This window comes from Paenibacillus oleatilyticus (genome assembly GCF_018998565.1).
Taxonomy (GTDB): domain Bacteria; phylum Bacillota; class Bacilli; order Paenibacillales; family NBRC-103111; genus Paenibacillus_G; species Paenibacillus_G oleatilyticus.
This window is the reverse complement of record NZ_JAHNZO010000025.1, coordinates 1-18938: the sequence shown is the minus strand read 5'-3', so window position 1 is coordinate 18938 and position 18938 is coordinate 1. Positions and strand designations below refer to the sequence as shown.

The 18938-nt window shown below is 54.3% G+C and carries 20 protein-coding genes and 1 other annotated feature; of the genes, 3 read left to right on the top strand and 17 right to left on the bottom strand.

From position 1 onward, the window contains the following. Positions 1-13: 13 nt before the first annotated feature. Both KQX66_RS26310 and pyrR read right to left on the bottom strand, forming a co-directional pair. On the bottom strand, positions 14-922 hold the full coding sequence (locus KQX66_RS26310; RefSeq protein ID WP_216795755.1) for an aspartate carbamoyltransferase catalytic subunit: 909 nt from the start codon (positions 920-922) through the stop codon (positions 14-16). After that, a complete protein-coding gene (pyrR, locus tag KQX66_RS26305; RefSeq protein WP_063184227.1) occupies positions 919-1500 on the bottom strand; it encodes a bifunctional pyr operon transcriptional regulator/uracil phosphoribosyltransferase PyrR in 582 nt (193 codons plus the stop codon). The genes KQX66_RS26310 and pyrR overlap by 4 nt, the downstream gene beginning before the upstream one ends. Positions 1501-1901: 401 nt before the next feature. Here pyrR and dapD point away from each other — a divergent pair, with 401 nt between their 5' ends. After that, positions 1902-2615, top strand: coding sequence for a 2,3,4,5-tetrahydropyridine-2,6-dicarboxylate N-acetyltransferase (gene dapD / locus KQX66_RS26300; protein ID WP_025853391.1), 714 nt, complete (start codon positions 1902-1904; stop codon positions 2613-2615). A gap of 76 nt (positions 2616-2691) precedes the next feature. Then, positions 2692-3840: an N-acetyldiaminopimelate deacetylase gene (locus KQX66_RS26295; protein WP_216795754.1), complete on the top strand. Its 1149-nt coding sequence runs from the start codon at positions 2692-2694 to the stop codon at positions 3838-3840. Positions 3841-3905: 65 nt separating this feature from the next. Here the strand turns inward: KQX66_RS26295 and KQX66_RS26290 are convergent, their stop codons facing one another. Genes KQX66_RS26290 through lspA form a run of 3 tightly spaced genes read right to left on the bottom strand, consistent with a single transcriptional unit; the run spans position 3906 to position 6573 of the window. Beyond that, positions 3906-5069: an aminotransferase A gene (locus KQX66_RS26290; RefSeq protein WP_216795753.1), complete on the bottom strand. Its 1164-nt coding sequence runs from the start codon at positions 5067-5069 to the stop codon at positions 3906-3908. 26 nt (positions 5070-5095) lie between these two features. Further along, positions 5096-6049: an RluA family pseudouridine synthase gene (locus KQX66_RS26285; protein WP_216795752.1), complete on the bottom strand. Its 954-nt coding sequence runs from the start codon at positions 6047-6049 to the stop codon at positions 5096-5098. Beyond that, positions 6046-6573, bottom strand: a complete 528-nt coding sequence (gene lspA / locus KQX66_RS26280) for a signal peptidase II (RefSeq protein WP_216795751.1) — start codon at positions 6571-6573, stop codon at positions 6046-6048. The genes KQX66_RS26285 and lspA overlap by 4 nt, the downstream gene beginning before the upstream one ends. Before the next feature lie 117 nt (positions 6574-6690). Here lspA and KQX66_RS26275 point away from each other — a divergent pair, with 117 nt between their 5' ends. Next, positions 6691-7461 (top strand): TraR/DksA C4-type zinc finger protein, encoded by a 771-nt coding sequence (locus tag KQX66_RS26275; RefSeq protein WP_216795750.1) that lies wholly within the window; start codon positions 6691-6693, stop codon positions 7459-7461. 7 nt (positions 7462-7468) lie between these two features. Here KQX66_RS26275 and KQX66_RS26270 read toward each other — a convergent pair whose 3' ends face one another. The 12 genes from KQX66_RS26270 to spoIIGA form a co-directional block, all read right to left on the bottom strand. After that, positions 7469-7795, bottom strand: a complete 327-nt coding sequence (locus tag KQX66_RS26270; protein WP_216795749.1) for a DUF5665 domain-containing protein — start codon at positions 7793-7795, stop codon at positions 7469-7471. A gap of 78 nt (positions 7796-7873) precedes the next feature. After that, positions 7874-10642 (bottom strand): isoleucine--tRNA ligase, encoded by a 2769-nt coding sequence (gene ileS / locus KQX66_RS26265; protein WP_216795748.1) that lies wholly within the window; start codon positions 10640-10642, stop codon positions 7874-7876. A 51-nt stretch (positions 10643-10693) separates the two neighbouring features. Next, positions 10694-10963 (bottom strand) — a binding site (T-box leader). Positions 10964-11023: 60 nt separating this feature from the next. Next, a complete protein-coding gene (locus tag KQX66_RS26260; RefSeq protein ID WP_025853401.1) occupies positions 11024-11503 on the bottom strand; it encodes a DivIVA domain-containing protein in 480 nt (159 codons plus the stop codon). Between the two features lie 120 nt (positions 11504-11623). Further along, complete coding sequence (locus KQX66_RS26255) at positions 11624-12406, bottom strand: YlmH family RNA-binding protein (protein WP_216795747.1); 783 nt, start codon at positions 12404-12406, stop codon at positions 11624-11626. A 26-nt stretch (positions 12407-12432) separates the two neighbouring features. Next, positions 12433-12702 (bottom strand): YggT family protein, encoded by a 270-nt coding sequence (locus KQX66_RS26250; protein ID WP_216795746.1) that lies wholly within the window; start codon positions 12700-12702, stop codon positions 12433-12435. A gap of 28 nt (positions 12703-12730) precedes the next feature. Further along, positions 12731-13156, bottom strand: coding sequence for a cell division protein SepF (locus KQX66_RS26245; RefSeq protein WP_010491957.1), 426 nt, complete (start codon positions 13154-13156; stop codon positions 12731-12733). Between the two features lie 29 nt (positions 13157-13185). Next, a complete protein-coding gene (locus KQX66_RS26240; RefSeq protein ID WP_216795745.1) occupies positions 13186-13875 on the bottom strand; it encodes a YggS family pyridoxal phosphate-dependent enzyme in 690 nt (229 codons plus the stop codon). 79 nt (positions 13876-13954) lie between these two features. Further along, complete coding sequence (pgeF, locus tag KQX66_RS26235) at positions 13955-14815, bottom strand: peptidoglycan editing factor PgeF (protein WP_216795744.1); 861 nt, start codon at positions 14813-14815, stop codon at positions 13955-13957. Positions 14816-14913: 98 nt separating this feature from the next. Continuing rightward, positions 14914-15213, bottom strand: a complete 300-nt coding sequence (locus KQX66_RS26230; RefSeq protein WP_010491952.1) for a YlmC/YmxH family sporulation protein — start codon at positions 15211-15213, stop codon at positions 14914-14916. Positions 15214-15636: 423 nt separating this feature from the next. After that, a complete protein-coding gene (sigG, locus tag KQX66_RS26225; protein WP_010491950.1) occupies positions 15637-16419 on the bottom strand; it encodes an RNA polymerase sporulation sigma factor SigG in 783 nt (260 codons plus the stop codon). 171 nt (positions 16420-16590) lie between these two features. Continuing rightward, the gene (gene sigE / locus KQX66_RS26220) at positions 16591-17313 is read right to left on the bottom strand and encodes an RNA polymerase sporulation sigma factor SigE (RefSeq protein ID WP_025853411.1); all 723 of its coding nucleotides are present in this window, start codon (positions 17311-17313) and stop codon (positions 16591-16593) included. Positions 17314-17461: 148 nt separating this feature from the next. Next, a complete protein-coding gene (gene spoIIGA / locus KQX66_RS26215; RefSeq protein ID WP_216795743.1) occupies positions 17462-18361 on the bottom strand; it encodes a sigma-E processing peptidase SpoIIGA in 900 nt (299 codons plus the stop codon). Positions 18362-18938: the final 577 nt, after the last annotated feature.

Genomic DNA, 18938 nt, shown 5'->3' with positions numbered 1-18938 from the left:
TTAAGGATTCGGTTTAGCTCAGCGCCCGCTCGATGACCGCCATCCGGATCGGTACGCCATGGCTCATTTGCGTAAAAATTTTCGATTTCTCGCATTCCACCAGCTCATCGTCGATTTCCACATTCCGGTTGAACGGAGCCGGATGCATGATGACCGCGTGCGGCGCCATGCGGGCGGCGCGTTCTGCCGTCAACCCGTACGCGGCGCGATATTCCTCGGCCGAGCCGAACAGCGAGCCTTCGTGCCGTTCGAGCTGCACGCGCAGCATCATGACCACGTCGGCTTTCAGCGCCTCGTCGATCGAGACGTAAGGCGCATGCTCCGCAAGCTCGGCGGCCTGCATGACCGGCGGCGCGCAGAAGCTTACTTTGGCTCCCAGCGTTTGCAGCGCCCACAAGTTTGAACGCGCCACGCGGCTGTGCTGGATATCTCCGACGATCGCCACATGAAGGCCGCGGATTTCGCCGAACTGCTTGCGCATCGTATACAGATCGAGCAGCGCCTGCGTCGGATGCTCGTTGTTGCCGTCACCCGCGTTGATCAGCGGAACTTTGATTTTTTGCGCCAGCTCGGCCAGCAGCCCGTTGGGCTTCATGCGGATGACGCCGGCGTCGATGCCCATCGATTCGAGCGTTCGCACCGTATCGTAGATCGATTCGCCCTTCTGTACGCTGGAGACGGCTGCCGCGAAGTTGAGTACTTCCGCTCCAAGCCTTTTTTCCGCAACCTCGAAGGAGAATCTCGTTCTTGTGCTGTTTTCAAAAAACATGTTGGCGACAAAGCGCCCTTGCAGCTGGTTCGTCACTTTTACCGGATGCTGTTCCCAGTGGGCCGCACGATCGAGGATCGCGTTCAGCTCTCCGGCGCTAAGTCCTTTGGTGCCTAGCAAATGTTTTTCCGACTGTACTTGAAGCTGTGTCATTCGTTTGGCCTCCTCTGTCCTGTGATGACGACTTGATCCACCCCATCCACTTCATTCACCTGTACTTCGATGCTTTCGAGCCGGGACGTCGGAATGTTCTTTCCTACGAAGTCCGGACGAATCGGCAGTTCCCTGTGCCCCCGGTCTACCAGCACCGCCAATTGAATCATTTGCGGCCGGCCGAGATCCATCAGGGCATCCATGGCTGCCCTTACCGTGCGTCCCGTGAACAGCACGTCATCGAACAAAATGAGCTTTTTGTTGTGAACCTCCAGACGATCGTTTGCCTGCTCGCTTCCCGGCGCATCTTCCCGGGCTCCCGATACGGTCGCTTCCAGCAAGCCGCTTCGGTCGTCCCGGTATTTGGTCACATCCACTTCGCCGATGGGAGCAGGTATGCCCTCGATCTCGCGGATTCGGTCGGCCACCCGCTTTGCAAGGTAAATCCCCCGTGTCCGGATGCCGATTAACATGCAGTTTTCGAAGCCCTTGTTTTTCTCCAAAATCTCATGGGCGATACGAGTCAAAGCCCGCCGTATCGCAGTTTCATCCATTAACACATGCTCAGCAGACTCCATCGGTCAGGCAACCTCCTTCACCAAAGCTTTCGCGATTTTGACCATAAAAAAACCTTGCCGTATCGGCAAGGTTTGCGCGCACAGAAACAGAACAGGTTACACCGGAACAGACACACCTCACCGGCATCTATGCCGTCGGCGCATCCGCTTGGACCGTTCGATTCGTCGTTCACCTTGCCAGCCTCACGGGACTGATTTTAAAGGTGCTATTCAGTTACAAGCATTATGCCATGTTCGACACCCAATGTCAATACATTCTGGGTCGCCCTCCGATTAACCGGCCAAGGATTGCTAGGGCATGCGTTTTATGCTATAAAAGATGTAGTTCGTGATCTTCGGGACAACGGATCATGCCCGTTTTCGTTCACGGTATCACTACATAAGGAGCTGGAATCCCGTTTATGTCGATCGAAATGAATACGGAAGACGTTATTAATCTCATTAAAACAAGCAAGAAAAAGACTCCGGTTAAAGTATATGTTAAAGGCGACCTGGAATCCATCTCCTTCGGAGACAACATTCAAGCGTTCATCTCCGGCAAAAGCGGCGTGCTGTTCGGCGACTGGGCGGAAGTAAAAAGCGTGCTGGATGCGGAAGCTGGCAAAATCGAAGACTATGTCGTCGAAAATGACCGCCGCAATTCCGCAGTACCGCTGCTGGACCTCAAAAATATTAATGCCCGCATCGAACCGGGCGCGATTATCCGCGACATGGTCGGCATCGGCGATAACGCAATCATCATGATGGGAGCCGTAATCAACATCGGCGTAACTATCGGCGAAGGCACGATGATCGATATGAACGCCATTCTCGGCGGCCGCGTGAAAGTCGGCAAAATGTGCCACATCGGAGCAGGCGCCGTCCTCGCGGGCGTGATCGAGCCGCCTTCCGCTCAACCTGTCGTGATCGAAGACGACGTGCTCGTCGGAGCTAACGCCGTTATTCTCGAAGGCGTGCGCGTCGGACAAGGTTCCGTCGTCGCTGCAGGCGCAGTCGTCGTGGAAGACGTGCCGGAATTCAGCGTCGTTGCCGGTACCCCTGCCCGCGTCATTAAAAAAGTAGACGACAAAACGAAGTCGAAAACGGAAATTTTGAAAGATCTGCGCAATCTGTAATTCGGCGCATTCAAGGCTCGGCGATCAGACGCCGGGCCTTTCTCTTCATTCCCTCACCAAAGGAGGCATTGACACCATGTCCGTAGCCGTCAACCCGAGCCGCTTTGTCCAAATCCGCAGAGATTTGCATAAAATCCCGGAGCTCGGGTTTCAGGAGTATAAGACCCAGCGGTATTTGCTCGATTACATCGCAACCTTGCCGCAGGAGCGGCTCGAAGTCCGAACTTGGCGAACCGGAATTATCGTGAATGTGAAAGGAACCGCGCCCAAGCGCCGGTTCGGCTACCGCGCCGACATCGACGGGCTCCCGATTACGGAAGACACCGGGTACGACTTCCGCTCGGAGCATCCCGGCTTTATGCACGCCTGCGGGCACGACCTGCATATGTCCATCGGCCTCGGTATCCTGACTCATTTTGCACAGCAGCCGATTCGCGATAATCTAACCTTTATTTTTCAGCCCGCGGAAGAAGGTCCCGGGGGCGCCAAGCCGATGCTCGAATGCGAAGAACTTCGGGACTGGATGCCTGACGAAATCTTCGCCTTGCATATCGCCCCGGAATATCCGGTAGGCACCGTGGCTACCAAACCGGGCATCTTGTTTGCCAATACGTCCGAGCTGTTCATCACCCTCACGGGTAAGGGGGGACATGCGGCTTTCCCGCACAACGCCAATGATATGGTGATTGCCGCGTGCCAGCTTGTGGGACAACTGCAGACCGTCATTTCCCGCAATGTGAATCCCCTGGATTCGGCGGTCATTACGATCGGCAAGATCGACGGCGGCACGAAGCAAAATATTATCGCCGAGACGGCCCGTCTGGAAGGAACGATCCGGACACTCTCGGCCGAAACGATGTCGCTCGTCAAGTCCCGGATCGAGGCGCTCGTTGCCGGAATGGAGACGGCTTTCGCCTGCAAGGCCGAGATCGATTACGGCGCCAATTACCGGCAGGTGTTTAACGAGGCGGATGTGACGGGCCAATTTATGAACTGGGTTCGGGAAATCGATCATTCACTTCCCCTTCAACTCATCGAATGTACCGAAGCGATGACCGGCGAAGATTTCGGTTATTTTCTCGAAGCGATTCCCGGATTCATGTTCTGGCTTGGCGTCGGAACCCCTTACGGACTGCATCATGCGAAGCTGGAGCCGGACGAACGTGCCATCGACCTGGCCATCGACCTGATGAGTCGCTTCCTGACTTGGAAAAGCGAACACTAACAAATAAAAGCTTCTCGTCACCGTCTCTGTCACAGAGAAACGGGATGAGAAGCTTTTATTTTTACCTACAGGCTGTTTACGAACACCTTCAACCGCTCCATGGCCCGCTCCAAAACGTCCATCGAATAAGCGTACGATAAACGGATATAGCCTTCCCCAAGCGCGGAGAACGCATCTCCCGGCACAACGGCCACCCGCTGTTCGTCCAGCAGCTTCATGGCAAAATCCATGGAAGACAAGCCAAAGCGCTCAATCGAAGGGAACAAATAAAACGCTCCCTCCGGCTTCGCCAGCTCGAAGCCCATCTCGACGAGCCGGTCATAGACGAAGTCCCGCCGTTTCACATACTCGGCTCTCATCGGCAGCGCATCGTCGAGTCCCGCCGTCAGCGCTTCGATGGCTGCATACTGGCTGATCGAGCTCGCACAGGTGACGTTGTATTGGTGAACCTTAACCATGTGCTGCGTCAAATAAGCCGGGGCAAACGTAAAGCCGATTCGCCACCCCGTCATCGAATGCGATTTCGACAATCCGTTAATGACGATGGTACGCTCCCGCATCCTAGGCAGGGAGGCAATGGAACGATGAGGCCCGTCATAGATCAACTCGCTGTAGATTTCGTCGGAAATGATGAACAGCTTGCGCGATTCGAGCAGCTGGGCGATATCGGCAAGCTCCTCTGCGCTCATCACCCGGCCGGTCGGATTGGACGGATAAGCCAAAATGACACACCGCGTTTTATCGGTCAAATACGGCTCCAGTACGTCCGCCGTCAGTTTGAAGCCGGTGCCGCGGGTATCCGCATAAACCGGCACGCCGCCGCACAGGCGAATGAGCGGCTCATAGCCCGGGTAGATCGGCCCCGGCAGGATTACTTCGCTTCCCGGTTCCAAAATCGTGCGAAGCGTAATGTCCAGCGCTTGACTCGCGCCCACGGTTACGAGCACTTCCTCCAGCCCGGAATAGCCGAGCCCGTATTTGCGTTCCATGAACGCCGCTGCAGCCTGCCGGAGCTCAAGCAGACCCGCATTCGGCGTATAGGTCGTACGGTGCTCTTCGATGGCCCGCTCAGCTGCGCGCATAATGTGATCCGGTGTCGGAAAATCAGGCTGGCCGATCGTCAGCGTGAGGGCGTCTTTATAATTCGCAACCAAATTGGAAATTTTCCGAATGCCAGAGATTTGAATCTCTTTTACACTTGGGTTTATCAAGCGCTCAAGCTGTTCCATAGTGTTCCCCCATGTCCCTTACCTTGTTACCTTGTTCGCAGCACTTCAAGAAGCCGCTGCATATCGTCCGGAATCGGCGCTTCGAACTGCAGCTCCGCTCCCGAGCGCGGATGCTCGAATCCGAGCACGGCCGCGTGAAGCGCTTGTCCTTCCATCAGGACTCCCTTGCTTTTGGAAGGACCGTAAGCCGGATCTCCTACAAGCGGATGTCCGATGAATTTCATGTGCACCCGAATCTGATGCGTGCGCCCCGTCTCCAGCTTCAGCTCCAATAGCGTATAATCGCCGAACCTCTCCACTACGAGAAAATGCGTGACCGCATGCTTGCTGTTCCGTTCGGTGACGGTATACAGCTTCCGATCCTTCGGATCTCGTCCGATCGGCGCATCGACGGTGCCGTTCTCGTGCGGAACGTTTCCATGCACAAGGGCATAATATTTGCGATTGACCGTATGCGCCTTAAGTTGAGCAGCCAGCCCCGAATGAGCCAGATCGTTTTTCGCGGCCATCAGCAAACCCGATGTATCCTTATCGATACGATGAACGATGCCGGGCCGAACGACGCCGTTAATGCCGGACAAATCCTTACAATGATACAAAAGCGCGTTGACGAGCGTTCCGCTGTAATGTCCCGGCGCCGGGTGGACGACCATACCTCGCGGCTTGTTTACGACAATCACGTCGGAATCCTCATACACAACGTCCAGCGGAATCGGTTCCGGGGTAAGCACCAGCTCTTCCGGTTCGGGCATGACCAGGGTCATGGCGTCTCCTTCGGAAAGCTTGTAGTTAGGCTTCACGGCGCGGCCGTCAACCTTCACGCAGCCGTCCTTGATCCATTGCTGCACTTGCGTGCGGGACACTTCTTCCTCCAGCGCTTCCGTAATGAACTTATCGATGCGTTCACCGGCGTCTTCCGGTTCGGCCGTCCATTCGAATCGCTGGTCCTGCTCCGACCATCCTTGCTCGGTCACATTCATGATTGCGCGTCCCCGCTTTCCAGCTTGTTGGCTGCGTTTTGCTTCGCTTCCTGGCGCCAGCTGATCAGTGAATCAACGAAGATCAAGGCGACCCCGACGACGATGGCGGAATCGGCAATGTTAAAGATCGGGAACGGATAGTTCACCGGGATGCCGAAGAAACTGAAGCGGAAGTGAAAATCGAGAAAATCCACAACTTCGCCGAACAGCGCACGGTCGATAAAATTGCCGAGTGCCCCTCCAAGCAGCAAACTCAGAGCAAAAGGCAGCAGCTTCTTTCCTTCTTTTCGCGTCTTCTGCAAATACCAGACCACCCCAACCGCTACAAGAACGGTAATCGCCAGGAAAAACCAACGCTGATTTTGCAAAATGCCGAAGGCCGCTCCGGCGTTCCGATGGGAGGTGATTTGGAAAAAATCGCCGATAACCGATCGCGATTCCCCTAGCTCCAATCGGCTTACAATAAGCCATTTGGTAGCCTGGTCCAACAGGAGAACGATAAAAGCATAAATGTAATATCTCAAGATAACAACTCCTTATTGGGCTTGCTGACAACCTGCATACATTTACCTAGCTAAAAACAACGGGTGGCGCGAAACATAACGATACATGCTTGCTTTAAACAAAAGGAGGCGCTTTTCTTGACTAACCTTCCGTTCGAATCCGGTTCACCCGGTCCGCTTACCGGGCAGCAGATCCAAGCGCTCAAAGCCAAGCTGACGGAAGAAAAGCAGTGGCTGGAGCGGCACTTGGAATCGCGCGAGCATATGGGACTTGGCGATTCCATGCGCGTCCAGACCGGAGAGCTTTCCAACTATGACAACCATCCCGGCGATTTGGGCACCGAGATGTACGAACGCGGCAAAGATATCGCCCTTCACGAAAATGCCGAGCACCAGCTTACCGACATCAACGAGGCTCTGGCGCGTATGGAATCGGGAGAATACGGCATTTGCCGGGTATGCGGGCAGCCGATTCCGCACGAACGGCTGGAAGCCGTCCCTACAACCGCCTACTGCGTCGAGCATGTACCCGACCCCGATATGTCCCAACGCCGGCCCGCGGAAGAAAAATTTCTTGACCCGCCGTTCGGAAGAACTAGTCTCGACGAACGCGAAGGGCAGACGCAGTTCGACGGCGAAGACGCCTGGCAAATCGTCGAAAGCTGGGGAACGTCCAATACGCCGGCGATGGCCGACGATCCGAACGAATCCGACAGCTACAACGAGATGCAGATCGAAGCCGACGAATCCGAAGGATACGTCGAACCGATCGAAAGCTTCCTGGCCACCGACATGTATGGCCGTCAGGTCACGGTCGTCCGCAATAAGGCGTACCAACACTATATGCGCAGCGGCGAAGGAGACGGCTTGCTCGAACCCGAGGAAGAAGCCGAAGACCGTTTTTCGTAAGGTTGATCTAGAACGTCCTTCTTCCTTCCAACTGGTACTGCACATGCTTGACAATATCGGCAATATAATTCCCGATAATAGGCAAGTTTAACACGTTAAGCGCCTGCAGCAGATACAAGATCGTAGACGCAAAAATGGTAAAACCGATCGCAATGCCTACGCCGCGTGAAATCCCGGCAAGCAGGTTGGTCCAAATCAGGCGGATCGGGCTATTCATGAGCAGAACGTAGTCGGCAATTTGCGTCCGTTCGATGTTCGCCGCAATTTCGCTAACTTTTTTGTGAACCTGCTCTAGCAGCTTTTCCTGGTCGTTCTTTTTCGTCGTCTGTTCCATTGCGCAACCCTCCCGGGGTTCAAATAACGAGCTTTCCATGGGAAGAACTTCCCTTCCCATGGATGGCTCGCTAGCCCCTCAGCCTGCAGCGCTGGCTTTCAACACTTCCGAGCAGCGTTTGCACAGCGTCGGGTGCTCGGAGTCATGACCGACCTCCGGCGTAACGATCCAGCAGCGTTCACACTTCTCCCCATCGGCCACAGCAACTTTTACGGCAAGCCCCTTGAACGTTTGAGCTCCCTCTGGGGCTGTCTCGTCAGGATGATGAACTGTCACCGCGGAAACGATAAACAGCAGATCCAATCGTTCGAAGCCGCCGAGCAGTTCGTACGTCTCTGCACTCGGGTACAAATGTACCGAGGCGCTGAGCGAATTGCCGATCAGCTTTTCCTTCCGAGCTTCCTCCAGTGCTTTCAGCACATCGTCGCGCACGCCGCTGAATTTTTCCCATTTTTGTTCCAGATTTGCATCAAATAAGTTTGCATCGACCGTCGGCAGCTCTGCGAGCTGTACGCTCGGCAGTGTCGTACCTGGAATGTACTTCCATACTTCATCGGCCGTATGCGGCAAAATCGGAGCAATCAACTTAGTTATTGCCGTCAGCGCATCGTATAATACGGTTTGCGCCGCTCTGCGTGCCGGATCGGACGGAAGGCTGGCATACAACCGGTCTTTCAAAATATCCAGATAGAACGCGCTCATATCAACCGCGCAGAAATGGTTCACGGTCTGATACACCACGTGGAAATCGTAGTTGTCGTACGCCTTAATGACACGATCCGTCATCCGGTGCAGACGCAGCAGCGCGAACCGATCCAATTCGCTCATTTGCTCGACGGCTACGCGGTCTTTGGCCGGATCGAAATCTGACAGGTTGCCGAGCAAAAAGCGCAGCGTGTTGCGAATTTTCCGGTAGCTCTCGGCAATTTGGTTCAAAATGTTGTCCGAGATGCGCTGATCCGCCTGGAAGTCGGTCGAAGACACCCACAAGCGCAAAATATCGGCGCCCAGCTTGTTGCACATCTGATTCGGATCGATCGTGTTGCCAAGCGATTTGGACATTTTGCGTCCTTCGCCGTCCAGCGTAAAGCCGTGGCTCAGAATGCCTTTGTACGGCGCTTGTCCTTTGACTGCCACGCCGGTAATTAAGGACGAGTTATACCAGCCGCGGTATTGGTCCGAGCCCTCCAAATACAGATCGGCCGGCCATTGCAGCTCTTCCCGTGTTTCGAGCACAGCCGAATGACTGGACCCGGAATCGAACCATACGTCCATAATATCCGTTTCTTTGCGGAAGTGGTCATGACCGCATTTCGGACAAACGATACCCGCCGGGAGCAGCTCCTTCTCGTCACGCAGGAACCAGGCGTTGGAGCCTTCCTTCTCGAAAATCGAAGCGACATGTTCGATCGTCGTCTCATTGACCAGCGGCTCGTTGCAGCTGCGGCAGTAAAAGATCGGAATCGGCACGCCCCACGCCCGCTGACGGGAAATACACCAGTCGCCGCGATCGGCGATCATGTTATGAAGGCGAATCTCGCCCCACTCTGGCGTCCACTTCACGCGCTTGATCTCGTCCAGCATCGCTTGGCGGAATTTGTCCACCGATGCGAACCACTGCTCGGTCGCCCGGAAAATAACCGGCTTCTTCGTCCGCCAGTCATGTGGATATTGGTGTTGAATAAAGCTCATTTTCAACAGGTGGCCGCTTTCTTGAAGCTTTTCCGTGATCGCTTTATTGGCTTTATCGTAAAACAGCCCTTCAAAGCCCGGCGCTTCCGCGGTCATATGCCCCTGGTCGTCCACCGGACACAAGACACCGAGACCGTATTTTTGCCCGATCACGAAGTCATCTTCCCCGTGCCCCGGAGCGGTGTGTACGCAGCCCGTCCCGGCTTCCAGCGTCACATGCTCGCCGGTCATCACGAGCGACGTCCGGTCGTAGAACGGATGGCGGCAGAGCACATGCTCCAGCTCGCTGCCCTTGAACGTCTGTACAACGTTCACATCAGTCCAGCCGATCTCCTTGGCCGCCGCTTCGAGCAGTCCTTGCGCCAGCACAAACTTCCGGCCTCCCGCTTCTACCAGGACGTAGTCGAAATCCGGATGGACGCTGATCCCCAGGTTCGCCGGTATCGTCCAAGGCGTCGTCGTCCAGATGACGATGGCGGCGTCCGCAGGCAGCTTGCCTTTGCCGTCCTGTACGTCGAAAGCTACGTAAATCGAAGCCGACGTCTTGTCGCGGTATTCGATCTCGGCTTCCGCCAGCGCGCTTTCCGAAGAAGGCGACCAGTACACCGGCTTCAACCCTTTGTAGATGTAGCCTTTCGTCACCATCCCGCCGAAAACGCGGATTTGCTGCGCTTCGTATTCAGGCAGCAGCGTAATATACGGGCGATCCCAATCGCCGCGGATACCGAGACGCTTGAACTGCGCTTTTTGCTTCTCCACCCACTGCAAAGCGTAGTCTTTGCAATAGTCGCGGAATTCCGGCACGCTCATTTTTTTCCGGTCGACTTTGCCGCTGTTGGTGATGGCCTGCTCGATCGGCAAGCCGTGCGTATCCCAGCCCGGCACGTAAGGCGCATCGTAGCCCTGCATCGTTTTGAAACGGACAATAATGTCCTTTAAAATTTTGTTCAGCGCGTGGCCGATATGAATGTCGCCGTTCGCATATGGCGGTCCGTCGTGCAAAACAAACTTCGGTTTGCCCTTACGGCTCTCCTGCACTTGACGGTAGATGTCCGTCTCGTCCCAATGCTGTTGCATTTTCGGTTCAGCCTGCGGAAGGTTGCCGCGCATCGGAAAGTCCGTTTGCAGCAAGTTTAGCGTTTTTCCATAATCCATTGATTGTCTCACTCCTAACTGAATTTGCAACAAAAAAAAGACCTCGCATCCCTAAGGGACGAGAAGTCTCGCGGTACCACCCTGATTAAGACGACCAAGCGTCAAAGCAATCGCCCGTGATCTTCACGGTCCCTGCCCTGCTCGAAGTCTTCGCTCCATTGATCGATAACGGGATCAGCCGATGCTCTTTACTTCCGGAACGAGGTTCAAGAGATGCTCCTGGGGGATATTCCTTGACCGCCGAAGTCCGGGCTCGCACCATCCCCCCGGTTCGCTGGCCTCCGCTGGACGTCAAGTACTCGTCCCAGTCATCGCTTTGATTCATGTTAACTTATACAGGGAGTATAGCGGAAATGAGCTTCTACGTCAACTTTGGGCCCATTATGGCTGCTCGATTTCCACCCGGTCGAGCGAGCTCCAATCTTCCTTGCTAAGAAGCTCCAGCTGTGCCTCGATGAGCGTACGGAACCGTGTCCGGTAGATCGACGCCTGCTTCTTCAGCTCCTCGATCTCTACCGACACTTTACGCGCTTTGGTCAGCGATTCGTTAATGATGCGGTCGGCGTTTTTCTCCGCTTCTTTAATGATCAGCTGCGCTTCTTTCTTCGCGTTATTTTTCACTTCATCTGCAGCTTCCTGCGCGATAATGATCGTTTTGCTAAGCGTTTCTTCGATATTGGCAAAATGGTCCAGACGCTCTTGAATCGCGGCCAACTGATTTTGCAGCTCTTTATTTTCACGGATCAGCGATTCGTAATCTTTAATGACCTGATCCAGAAATTCGTTCACTTGATCTTCGTCATATCCCCGAAACGAGCGGCTGAACTCCTTGTTATGTATATCGAGCGGTGTTAAAGCCATTGCTGCACCTCCTGCAAATTTGGCAAAAAAGCTATGGTCCTATGTTGTCCGCGCATGCGTAATCCTATATTCGACAGTTGCTGGCATATTCCTGCATCGGCAAACAAAAAAAATCGGCGTTCACGCATATTTGCCGATTTTTAAACGGTATCTCCCTTTTTTGGTTACCCCTTCGACTTCCAGCACTTTGAAGCGTCCGAACCCTTGAAGCGATACGACGTCCCCCTGCTTCAGCGGCTTGCTCGGATCTTCCTCCTGCTTCCAGTTCACTTTGCACCGCCCGGCTTTAATCGGAACAAGCACTTTAGCCCGGCTCAACCGGTATACGTCGCTTACGATGCCATCCAGACGAAGCGAAGCGACCGATAAAAGCATCTCGTCCATCTTCGTTTCCGTCGCCATGAGCTTATCGAGCGGTAGCTGCTCCGTCCGCACGTGCAGCCGGTGCACCTGACTCAGATTGAGCCGGATATAATCGGCAATTTCCGAAGCTACGAGAAAATGGCAGCCGTCTTCCCGTACATAAATATCGCCGATTTTATCGCGCTTGATGCCAAGTCCGAGGATCGCTCCCATGAAATCGCCGTGGTCCAGCTCCTTCAGCTTTTCGTCCTCGGAGGTAATTTCAATGAGGCTGATTCCCATCTCTTCGTCGTCCAGCACGCGATAATCCGGAGCGACCAATGCCCGCTTCCGTTCCGCGCCCGGATGCCCGCCGTCGAATCGCACCTGCACGTCGGGGTTCCGGTTGGCAAGCGTGGTCAGGATGAAAATTTGCCGCGGGTCCAAAAAGTCGGTCAGCTTGACCGTATGCTGTCCGGCCCGCTCCACCCATTCCGACGCCTTATCGACAAAGCGGTGTTCGTCCGGATGGAAGTGGGCATAGAGTTGTTCCTGCATCATCGGTTTACGTCTCCTGCCATATCAGGCTACGGAATAATGAAGCGGAGAACCGCAACGATTCCTTCCCCTACAAAACGCAGCGCAATCAGCGCGACAATCGGGGAAATATCGATCATCCCGCCGATCGGAGGAATGAAACGGCGGAATACGGACAAATACGGCTCACACAGCTTCCCCAGTATTTCCCCAATAAAGCTTTCGCGCGCGCTCGGCAGCCAGGAGAGTAGAACGTAGGCGATGAGCACGTACTGATAAATCGAAATTAAAGTGCGAATGTAATCTTCAATGTAGTACAAGCCGTTCACCTCGTTCTTTCTAAGTACGCTATTCTTCGTTATGGTGCATCATTTCCGAAATCGAACCGTGAATTTCCACGGTATCCGGAGTGCACAAAAAAATGTTCGGTCCGATCTTCGAGATGGAACCGCTGAGCGCATACACGGTACCGCTCAGGAAGTCGACGATCCGCGTAGCCTGATCCGGACGGACCCGGTGCAGATTGACGACGACAGGCCGGCGTGAGCGCAAATGGTCGGCAATTTCCTGGGTTTCCTCGTAAGACCGTGGCTCGTTCAAGATGACCCGCACGTTTTTTTGTGAATGGATGCTGACGATGTTCCCCTTATTTTTACGCAATTCCTGCGCCGGGGTTTCAGCTTCTTCATGATGCTCTACGACGCGCTCGCGCTCCACGACTTCTTCCTCTTCCTGCAAGCCCAGAAAGTTCATGAATTTATTCATTACGCCCATATCCTTTCCTCCTCGGAGTTTCATCTCTGTCACTCTTTACCTACCAAGACCGAACCAAGACGCACCCAAGTCGCTCCTTCTTCAATGGCCACTTCAAAATCGTTCGACATTCCCATCGATAAACCGGTCACTTCGTAGTCGAGCACGGCTTCCCGATTCAGACGGTCCCGCCATTCGCGTAACCCGCGAAACACCGGGCGGGTCGCCTCGGGCTCCGCTTCGTAAGGCGCCATAGTCATCAGACCGGTCACACGGATATGCTTCATACTCCGCAGCTCCGCCACAAAATCAAGCAGCTCGCCGGGCTCCAAACCGTATTTCGTCTCTTCCCCCGACACGTTCAGCTGAATAAAGCACGGAACCTCGATTCCGAGCGCCGACGCCTTCTTCTCGATCTCTTTGGCCAGCGACAGCCTGTCCAGCGAATGAATATACGCGAATCGTCCGACGACGTCCTTTACTTTGTTCGTTTGCAGATGTCCGATGAAATGCCACACGCCTTCACTGCCGAATGCTTCCCATTTGGCAGCGGCATCCTGCCAGCGGTTCTCGCCGACATCCGTCAGTCCGCTCCGCAGCGCTTGTCCTGTCGTTTCCAGAGAAACGTACTTCGTCACGGCGATGACGCGCACCTCTTCAGGGCTACGCCCCGCGCGGGCGCAAGCCGTGGCAATACGCTTGCGGACTTCTTCGATTCGTTCCTTCAGCTCTACAGTCATAACGTCAATTCACCTCGCTTTCGGCCTGCCCGGCTATGGGGCGGTCTCCGGTGTTATCAAGCCAGAGTCCCCCCAGCCTCTATTCCCGCAGTCCGATCCATGCCGCCATTCTACCGGTCTTTCCGCCCTCTTTGCGATGCGAGAAAAACAAGTCGGTACGGCAGCTTGTGCATAAACCACTTATTTCGATATGAGACGGCATAATTCCTGCTTTTATCATAATTTGTCGGTTTATTTGTTGCAAGTTCAACTTGTATTTGCCGTTGGGCTTTTTTTCGTAGAACGGTGAACGGCCGGATTCGTCGGCGCCGCCGCCCGGCGCAACCTTCTCCAGCACCTTGTCCATTCGCGCAATAACGGCATCGTCCACCTCGTAGCAGCATGCGCCGATGGAAGGGCCGATAGCGGCCTTCACGTCCCGGGGCTTGGTGCCATATGCCGCGCTCATCGTCTCCAGCGTTGCCGTAGCGATTTGCAAGGCGGTGCCCTTCCACCCTGCATGCGCCAATCCTACCGCCTTGCGGACCGGATCGTAAAAATACAGCGGCACACAGTCCGCAAACAACGCGTGCAAAAAGACTCCCGGTTCGTTCGTCACGAAGCCGTCTTTGCCCTGCAGCGCCTTCTCCCGAGAATCGTTGCCCGCACCGCTCTGCCCTTTGCCAACAACCTGAATTTCCTTCCCGTGCACCTGCTCCGCGTATGTGCACGATTCGAACGGCAACTCGAGCGATTCGGCCAGCAATTTTCGGTTCGCAACCACATCTGCGGGCACATCCTCCACGTGAAGCCCGCAGTTCAAGGTGTCGAAGGCTTCGCGGCTAACCCCGCCTCGTCTTGTCGTAAAGCCGGCCGTCACGGCCGGACAGGCGTTCATGAAACGCTCCAGCATAAGCAATTCACAGCCGTTATCGGCTTGTCGGATTACAAAAGGTTCCATGGGTCCGCCTCCCGTCTTTTTACTACTCAGTATACACGAAGCGAAAAAAAAGAACACCCTTGTTCGTCCGGGTGAATGCACGCTTCTTTTCGTTTGCCCTATCCGCGGGACTGGCGGTTGTACTCATACACGTTATCGGCCGGCTCCTGCTGCCGGAAAGCCCGGACGTCCTCCAGCTTGACCAGGACGACGTCCATACCGATTTTGACGATGTTGCTCCAAGGGATAATCACATCGGTTCCGCCGCCGAACAATCCGAAAAAACGGGAGGAATTCGGGACGACGATCGCCTCGATTCGTCCTTGCCGGAGATCGAGCTCCAAGTCGCTGATTTGGCCCAGCTTTTTGCCGTCGACGATATTGATCACGTCTTTGGTTTGGAAATCGGATATTTTCACGCTGTCACCACCGGGGAAGGCATATTGCGGAACGATTTTGGCAGCTTCGCTGGCGACACGTCTGCGAGTGAAAAGTAATCCGCTTCGGCTCAAACACGGTCTGAAAAAAACTCGCCGCGTATCACGTTTCACTCTACGACCAACTCGCCAATAGACGTTTCAAAACCAAAAAACCGGTTCAGCAAATGCCCTTTTTTTTAGATATAGAATTTATACGTTATCAGCGGAGCTGATTGAATTCTATATCGCAAGAAAAGCTTCCTCTAAAACACGAATGTATCTTCCTCGAACAGGCTTCGATAAGAAGCTTTTCTTATACTATATGAGCAACTTGGGCAAAATGTCCGCCAGGCTATAAAAAAAGACCGCGCCCGCTGCATTGTAGCGAGTCGGTCGGATCTTCGCAGGTCGGGCAAGCTCCCGTCAGTTTTTCACATGCTTCTGCATCTGGGATATGGCCGATTTCTCGAGCCGGGATACTTGCGCTTGGGAAATGCCGATTTCGTCGGCCACTTCCATCTGGGTCTTACCGTCGAAAAAGCGCATGGACAAAATCATTTTCTCGCGGTCGTTCAGCTTTCGCATCGCTTCCCGGAGGGCAATGCCCTCGATCCACGAGACGTCTTTGTTCCGGTCGTCGCTGATCTGGTCCATCACATAGATCGGATCGCCGCCGTCATGATAGATCGGTTCGAAAAGCGACACCGGGTCCTGTATGGCATCGAGCGCAAACACGACATCTTCCTTCGGCACGCCGAGCGCTTCCGAAATTTCGTAAATGGTGGGCTCCCGCGAATTTTGATTCGTCAGCTGATCGCGCACCTGAAGCGCCTTATAAGCGATATCGCGCAAGGAGCGGGACACGCGGATCGGGTTGTTGTCCCGAAGGTAACGGCGGATCTCTCCAATAATCATCGGAACCGCGTAGGTGGAAAACTTGACATTCTGGCTTAAATCGAAATTATCAATGGCTTTCATCAGTCCGATACAGCCTACTTGGAACAGGTCGTCGACAAATTCCCCCCGGTTGTTGAACCGCTGGATGACGCTCAGCACGAGCCGGAGGTTGCCGTTGACTAATTTCTCTCTTGCAGATCGTTCATTATTCGTTTGCAGGTCCACGAATAGTTCACGCATTTCCGCATTGGTCAAAACCGGTAGCTTTGCCGTATCGACGCCGCATATTTCGACTTTGTTTCGGGTCACCGTGATTACCTCCCAAGGAGAAACATTACTGTTAATTATCTCCTCGGAATGCTTTTTTATGCGGTCTCGTCGGGCTCTCAAACGGACATACCGCTCCTTAAAAATCGTTCAAAGCCAGTTCCGGCAAGGACGGTTTCGCTTTCATCGCCGATGAAAAAAACTTTTTCCAGTTTACACCATCTTGTTGAACTCTTTACGGAGCCGCTTGATGATGCGCTTTTCGAGCCGCGAAATATACGACTGGGAGATGCCGAGCATGTCCGCAACGTCCTTTTGCGTCTTCTCTTCGCCGTCCTGCAGGCCGAAACGCAGTTCCATGATGATCCGCTCGCGCTCCGACAGCTTGTCAAGTGCCTTATGGAGAAGCTTGCGGTCGACCTGCTCCTCGATATTGCGGTAGATGGTGTCGTTTTCCGTCCCGAGCACATCCGACAGCAAAAGCTCGTTGCCGTCCCAATCGATATTGAGCGGCTCGTCGAACGAAACTTCGGTGCGAATTTTACTGTTACGTCGCAAATACATCAAAATCTCGTTTTCGATGCATCGCGAGGCGTACGTGGCGAGCTTGATTTTTTTCTCTGGATCGAACGTATTGACCGCTTTGATCAAGCCGATTGCGCCGATCGATACAAGGTCTTCGATATTGATGCCTGTGTTCTCGAACTTACGCGCGATGTAAACGACGAGCCGCAGATTTCGTTCGATCAGCATGCCGCGGATGGCCGCATCTCCTGAAGGAAGCTTTTCCAGTAAATATTCTTCCTCTTCGCGTGTGAGCGGGGGCGGCAGCGCTTCGCTTCCACCGATGTAGTAGATTTCGTCCGATTTGAGCCCCAGCACCAGCAGCAGGCGAAAATACATAATTTGCAGCATCAGCTTCCACTTGACCATCATGTTTACGCTTCCTCCCATTCGTACCGTTTTAATATCCGGACATCCCCAGTCGTGAAAACAGCTTTCTTGCGGTCAAGCTTCGGTCTCCCTTACAAGCACGGCCTTGAGCTGCGACAAGCCAGGCAGCAGATATCGGGTCCCGCTCGTGTTACATGTTGACTAGCGAAGGATGAATGATGGCCTGGTAAGCGTTGTCCGAACTGAGGCGGCCGCCGTCCAGACCGATCAGTACTTTATTCGCCTCGATCTGCTCGCTTCCCGTTGTGATCACGACCCGGTCCGGCTTGAGCGCCAGCATAAACTGCGTATTCCGGTTCACCCCCCGATACGGCACAAGGCGCAAGCGATCTTGCCAGACAAAGGGTTCGGTACCAATCGACGTCACGAGCTGATCTACTTCAGCCCGGCGGATTTTGACCAGCCATGCTTCGGGAATGCGCTCCCCCCACTGTGTCGCTTCCATGACCATGACCGGCGTTTTCGTCAGCGGATCGTACAGCTGATTGCCCGTATCGATAAGTCCGGTGCAACTGGAAGCAAATTCGTCGATATGGACCTCCACCTTGGCCAAGAACGAGGTCAGCTCCTGCTTGCGCCTTAAGGCTTGCAGGACATTCCGGCACAGCCATACCGCCAACGGGAAGGAAAAGGCCAGCATCGTTAGCGTGACCCCCAGATCGTGGCTGAACAAGATACCATTGATGATTTCGCTGGAGGATTGCCAAAAGTAGGCGCACCCGAAGACGGCACCGGCTGCCATGAAATTGATGACGTAAAATGCGCCAAGGTTCCGCAAAAAATGCTGCAATCCCCCAAATCCGAAGGCGGTCAGCAGCATCAGCAGAGAAAGCGCGAATTTTAGCGCAAACGTAAACAGAAACGATAACGGCGGAAAAAACAGCATCACCGCATAGCTGCCTCCGATGGCCGCGGAAAGCCCCAACCGCCACGGGCGGTAACGGAGCTTGCGCGACCAGGCCGTCGTCCAGAGCAGCGCGCCGTCGATCAGCACGTTCATGAGGAAAATGACATCGATGTACACGACCATCTTCGTTACCTCCCGCCCAACTTGCCGCCCGCTTGCCGCGAATGAGACAAGTATATCCCAATTGTATTTCAAAGTCTGTCTAAACATGCCGAGGGGGCGGTACTATTTTTGTCGAGAGGAGGGGGTTGGGGGGAGTGAGTTGATGGAGCGGGAGTTGGAACTTGATCAGCAGGGCGTGTGGCTGCGAGCAGCCGTATGTGCCTTCGGCCGCTGTTGAACTCGGGTTCTATTCAACTTACCTTGCGGTAAGAACCCGAGTTCAAAGGCGGCACGTAAACTCTACGGCACATACGCTGCTCTCCGCCACACAAGCTGATCTAGCGAGGTCCCACTCCTCCCAACCAAGGGAGGAGTAGGAAGAGGACTGCCACCTCTCGGTACGTGAGGAGGCGAAGAAAAAAGCATAGCCGCCTCACGTACCGTGAGGTGGCTCCGGATGTTGAGAAACTCCAAGAGTAGAAAAACTCAGCCAAATAGATGTGGGGTATATCCCGTAAGAGTTTACGTCCGCCTCCCTCAGTATGATGCTGTTTTCTCGTTCTATCTCGCTCATTCGCAGGATTTTATTCATGCTGAA

What these genes read in the sequence shown, in the direction of transcription:
- KQX66_RS26310 (WP_216795755.1), bottom strand. Translation starts at nt 922, where the DNA reads ATGACACAGCTTCAAGTACAGTCGGAAAAACATTTGCTAGGCACCAAA.
- pyrR (WP_063184227.1), bottom strand. Translation starts at nt 1,500, where the DNA reads ATGGAGTCTGCTGAGCATGTGTTAATGGATGAAACTGCGATACGGCGG.
- dapD (WP_025853391.1), top strand. Translation starts at nt 1,902, where the DNA reads ATGTCGATCGAAATGAATACGGAAGACGTTATTAATCTCATTAAAACA.
- KQX66_RS26295 (WP_216795754.1), top strand. Translation starts at nt 2,692, where the DNA reads ATGTCCGTAGCCGTCAACCCGAGCCGCTTTGTCCAAATCCGCAGAGAT.
- KQX66_RS26290 (WP_216795753.1), bottom strand. Translation starts at nt 5,069, where the DNA reads ATGGAACAGCTTGAGCGCTTGATAAACCCAAGTGTAAAAGAGATTCAA.
- KQX66_RS26285 (WP_216795752.1), bottom strand. Translation starts at nt 6,049, where the DNA reads ATGAATGTGACCGAGCAAGGATGGTCGGAGCAGGACCAGCGATTCGAA.
- KQX66_RS26270 (WP_216795749.1), bottom strand. Translation starts at nt 7,795, where the DNA reads ATGGAACAGACGACGAAAAAGAACGACCAGGAAAAGCTGCTAGAGCAG.
- ileS (WP_216795748.1), bottom strand. Translation starts at nt 10,642, where the DNA reads ATGGATTATGGAAAAACGCTAAACTTGCTGCAAACGGACTTTCCGATG.
- KQX66_RS26260 (WP_025853401.1), bottom strand. Translation starts at nt 11,503, where the DNA reads ATGGCTTTAACACCGCTCGATATACATAACAAGGAGTTCAGCCGCTCG.
- KQX66_RS26255 (WP_216795747.1), bottom strand. Translation starts at nt 12,406, where the DNA reads ATGATGCAGGAACAACTCTATGCCCACTTCCATCCGGACGAACACCGC.
- KQX66_RS26245 (WP_010491957.1), bottom strand. Translation starts at nt 13,156, where the DNA reads ATGGGCGTAATGAATAAATTCATGAACTTTCTGGGCTTGCAGGAAGAG.
- KQX66_RS26240 (WP_216795745.1), bottom strand. Translation starts at nt 13,875, where the DNA reads ATGACTGTAGAGCTGAAGGAACGAATCGAAGAAGTCCGCAAGCGTATT.
- pgeF (WP_216795744.1), bottom strand. Translation starts at nt 14,815, where the DNA reads ATGGAACCTTTTGTAATCCGACAAGCCGATAACGGCTGTGAATTGCTT.
- sigE (WP_025853411.1), bottom strand. Translation starts at nt 17,313, where the DNA reads ATGATGGTCAAGTGGAAGCTGATGCTGCAAATTATGTATTTTCGCCTG.
- spoIIGA (WP_216795743.1), bottom strand. Translation starts at nt 18,361, where the DNA reads ATGGTCGTGTACATCGATGTCATTTTCCTCATGAACGTGCTGATCGAC.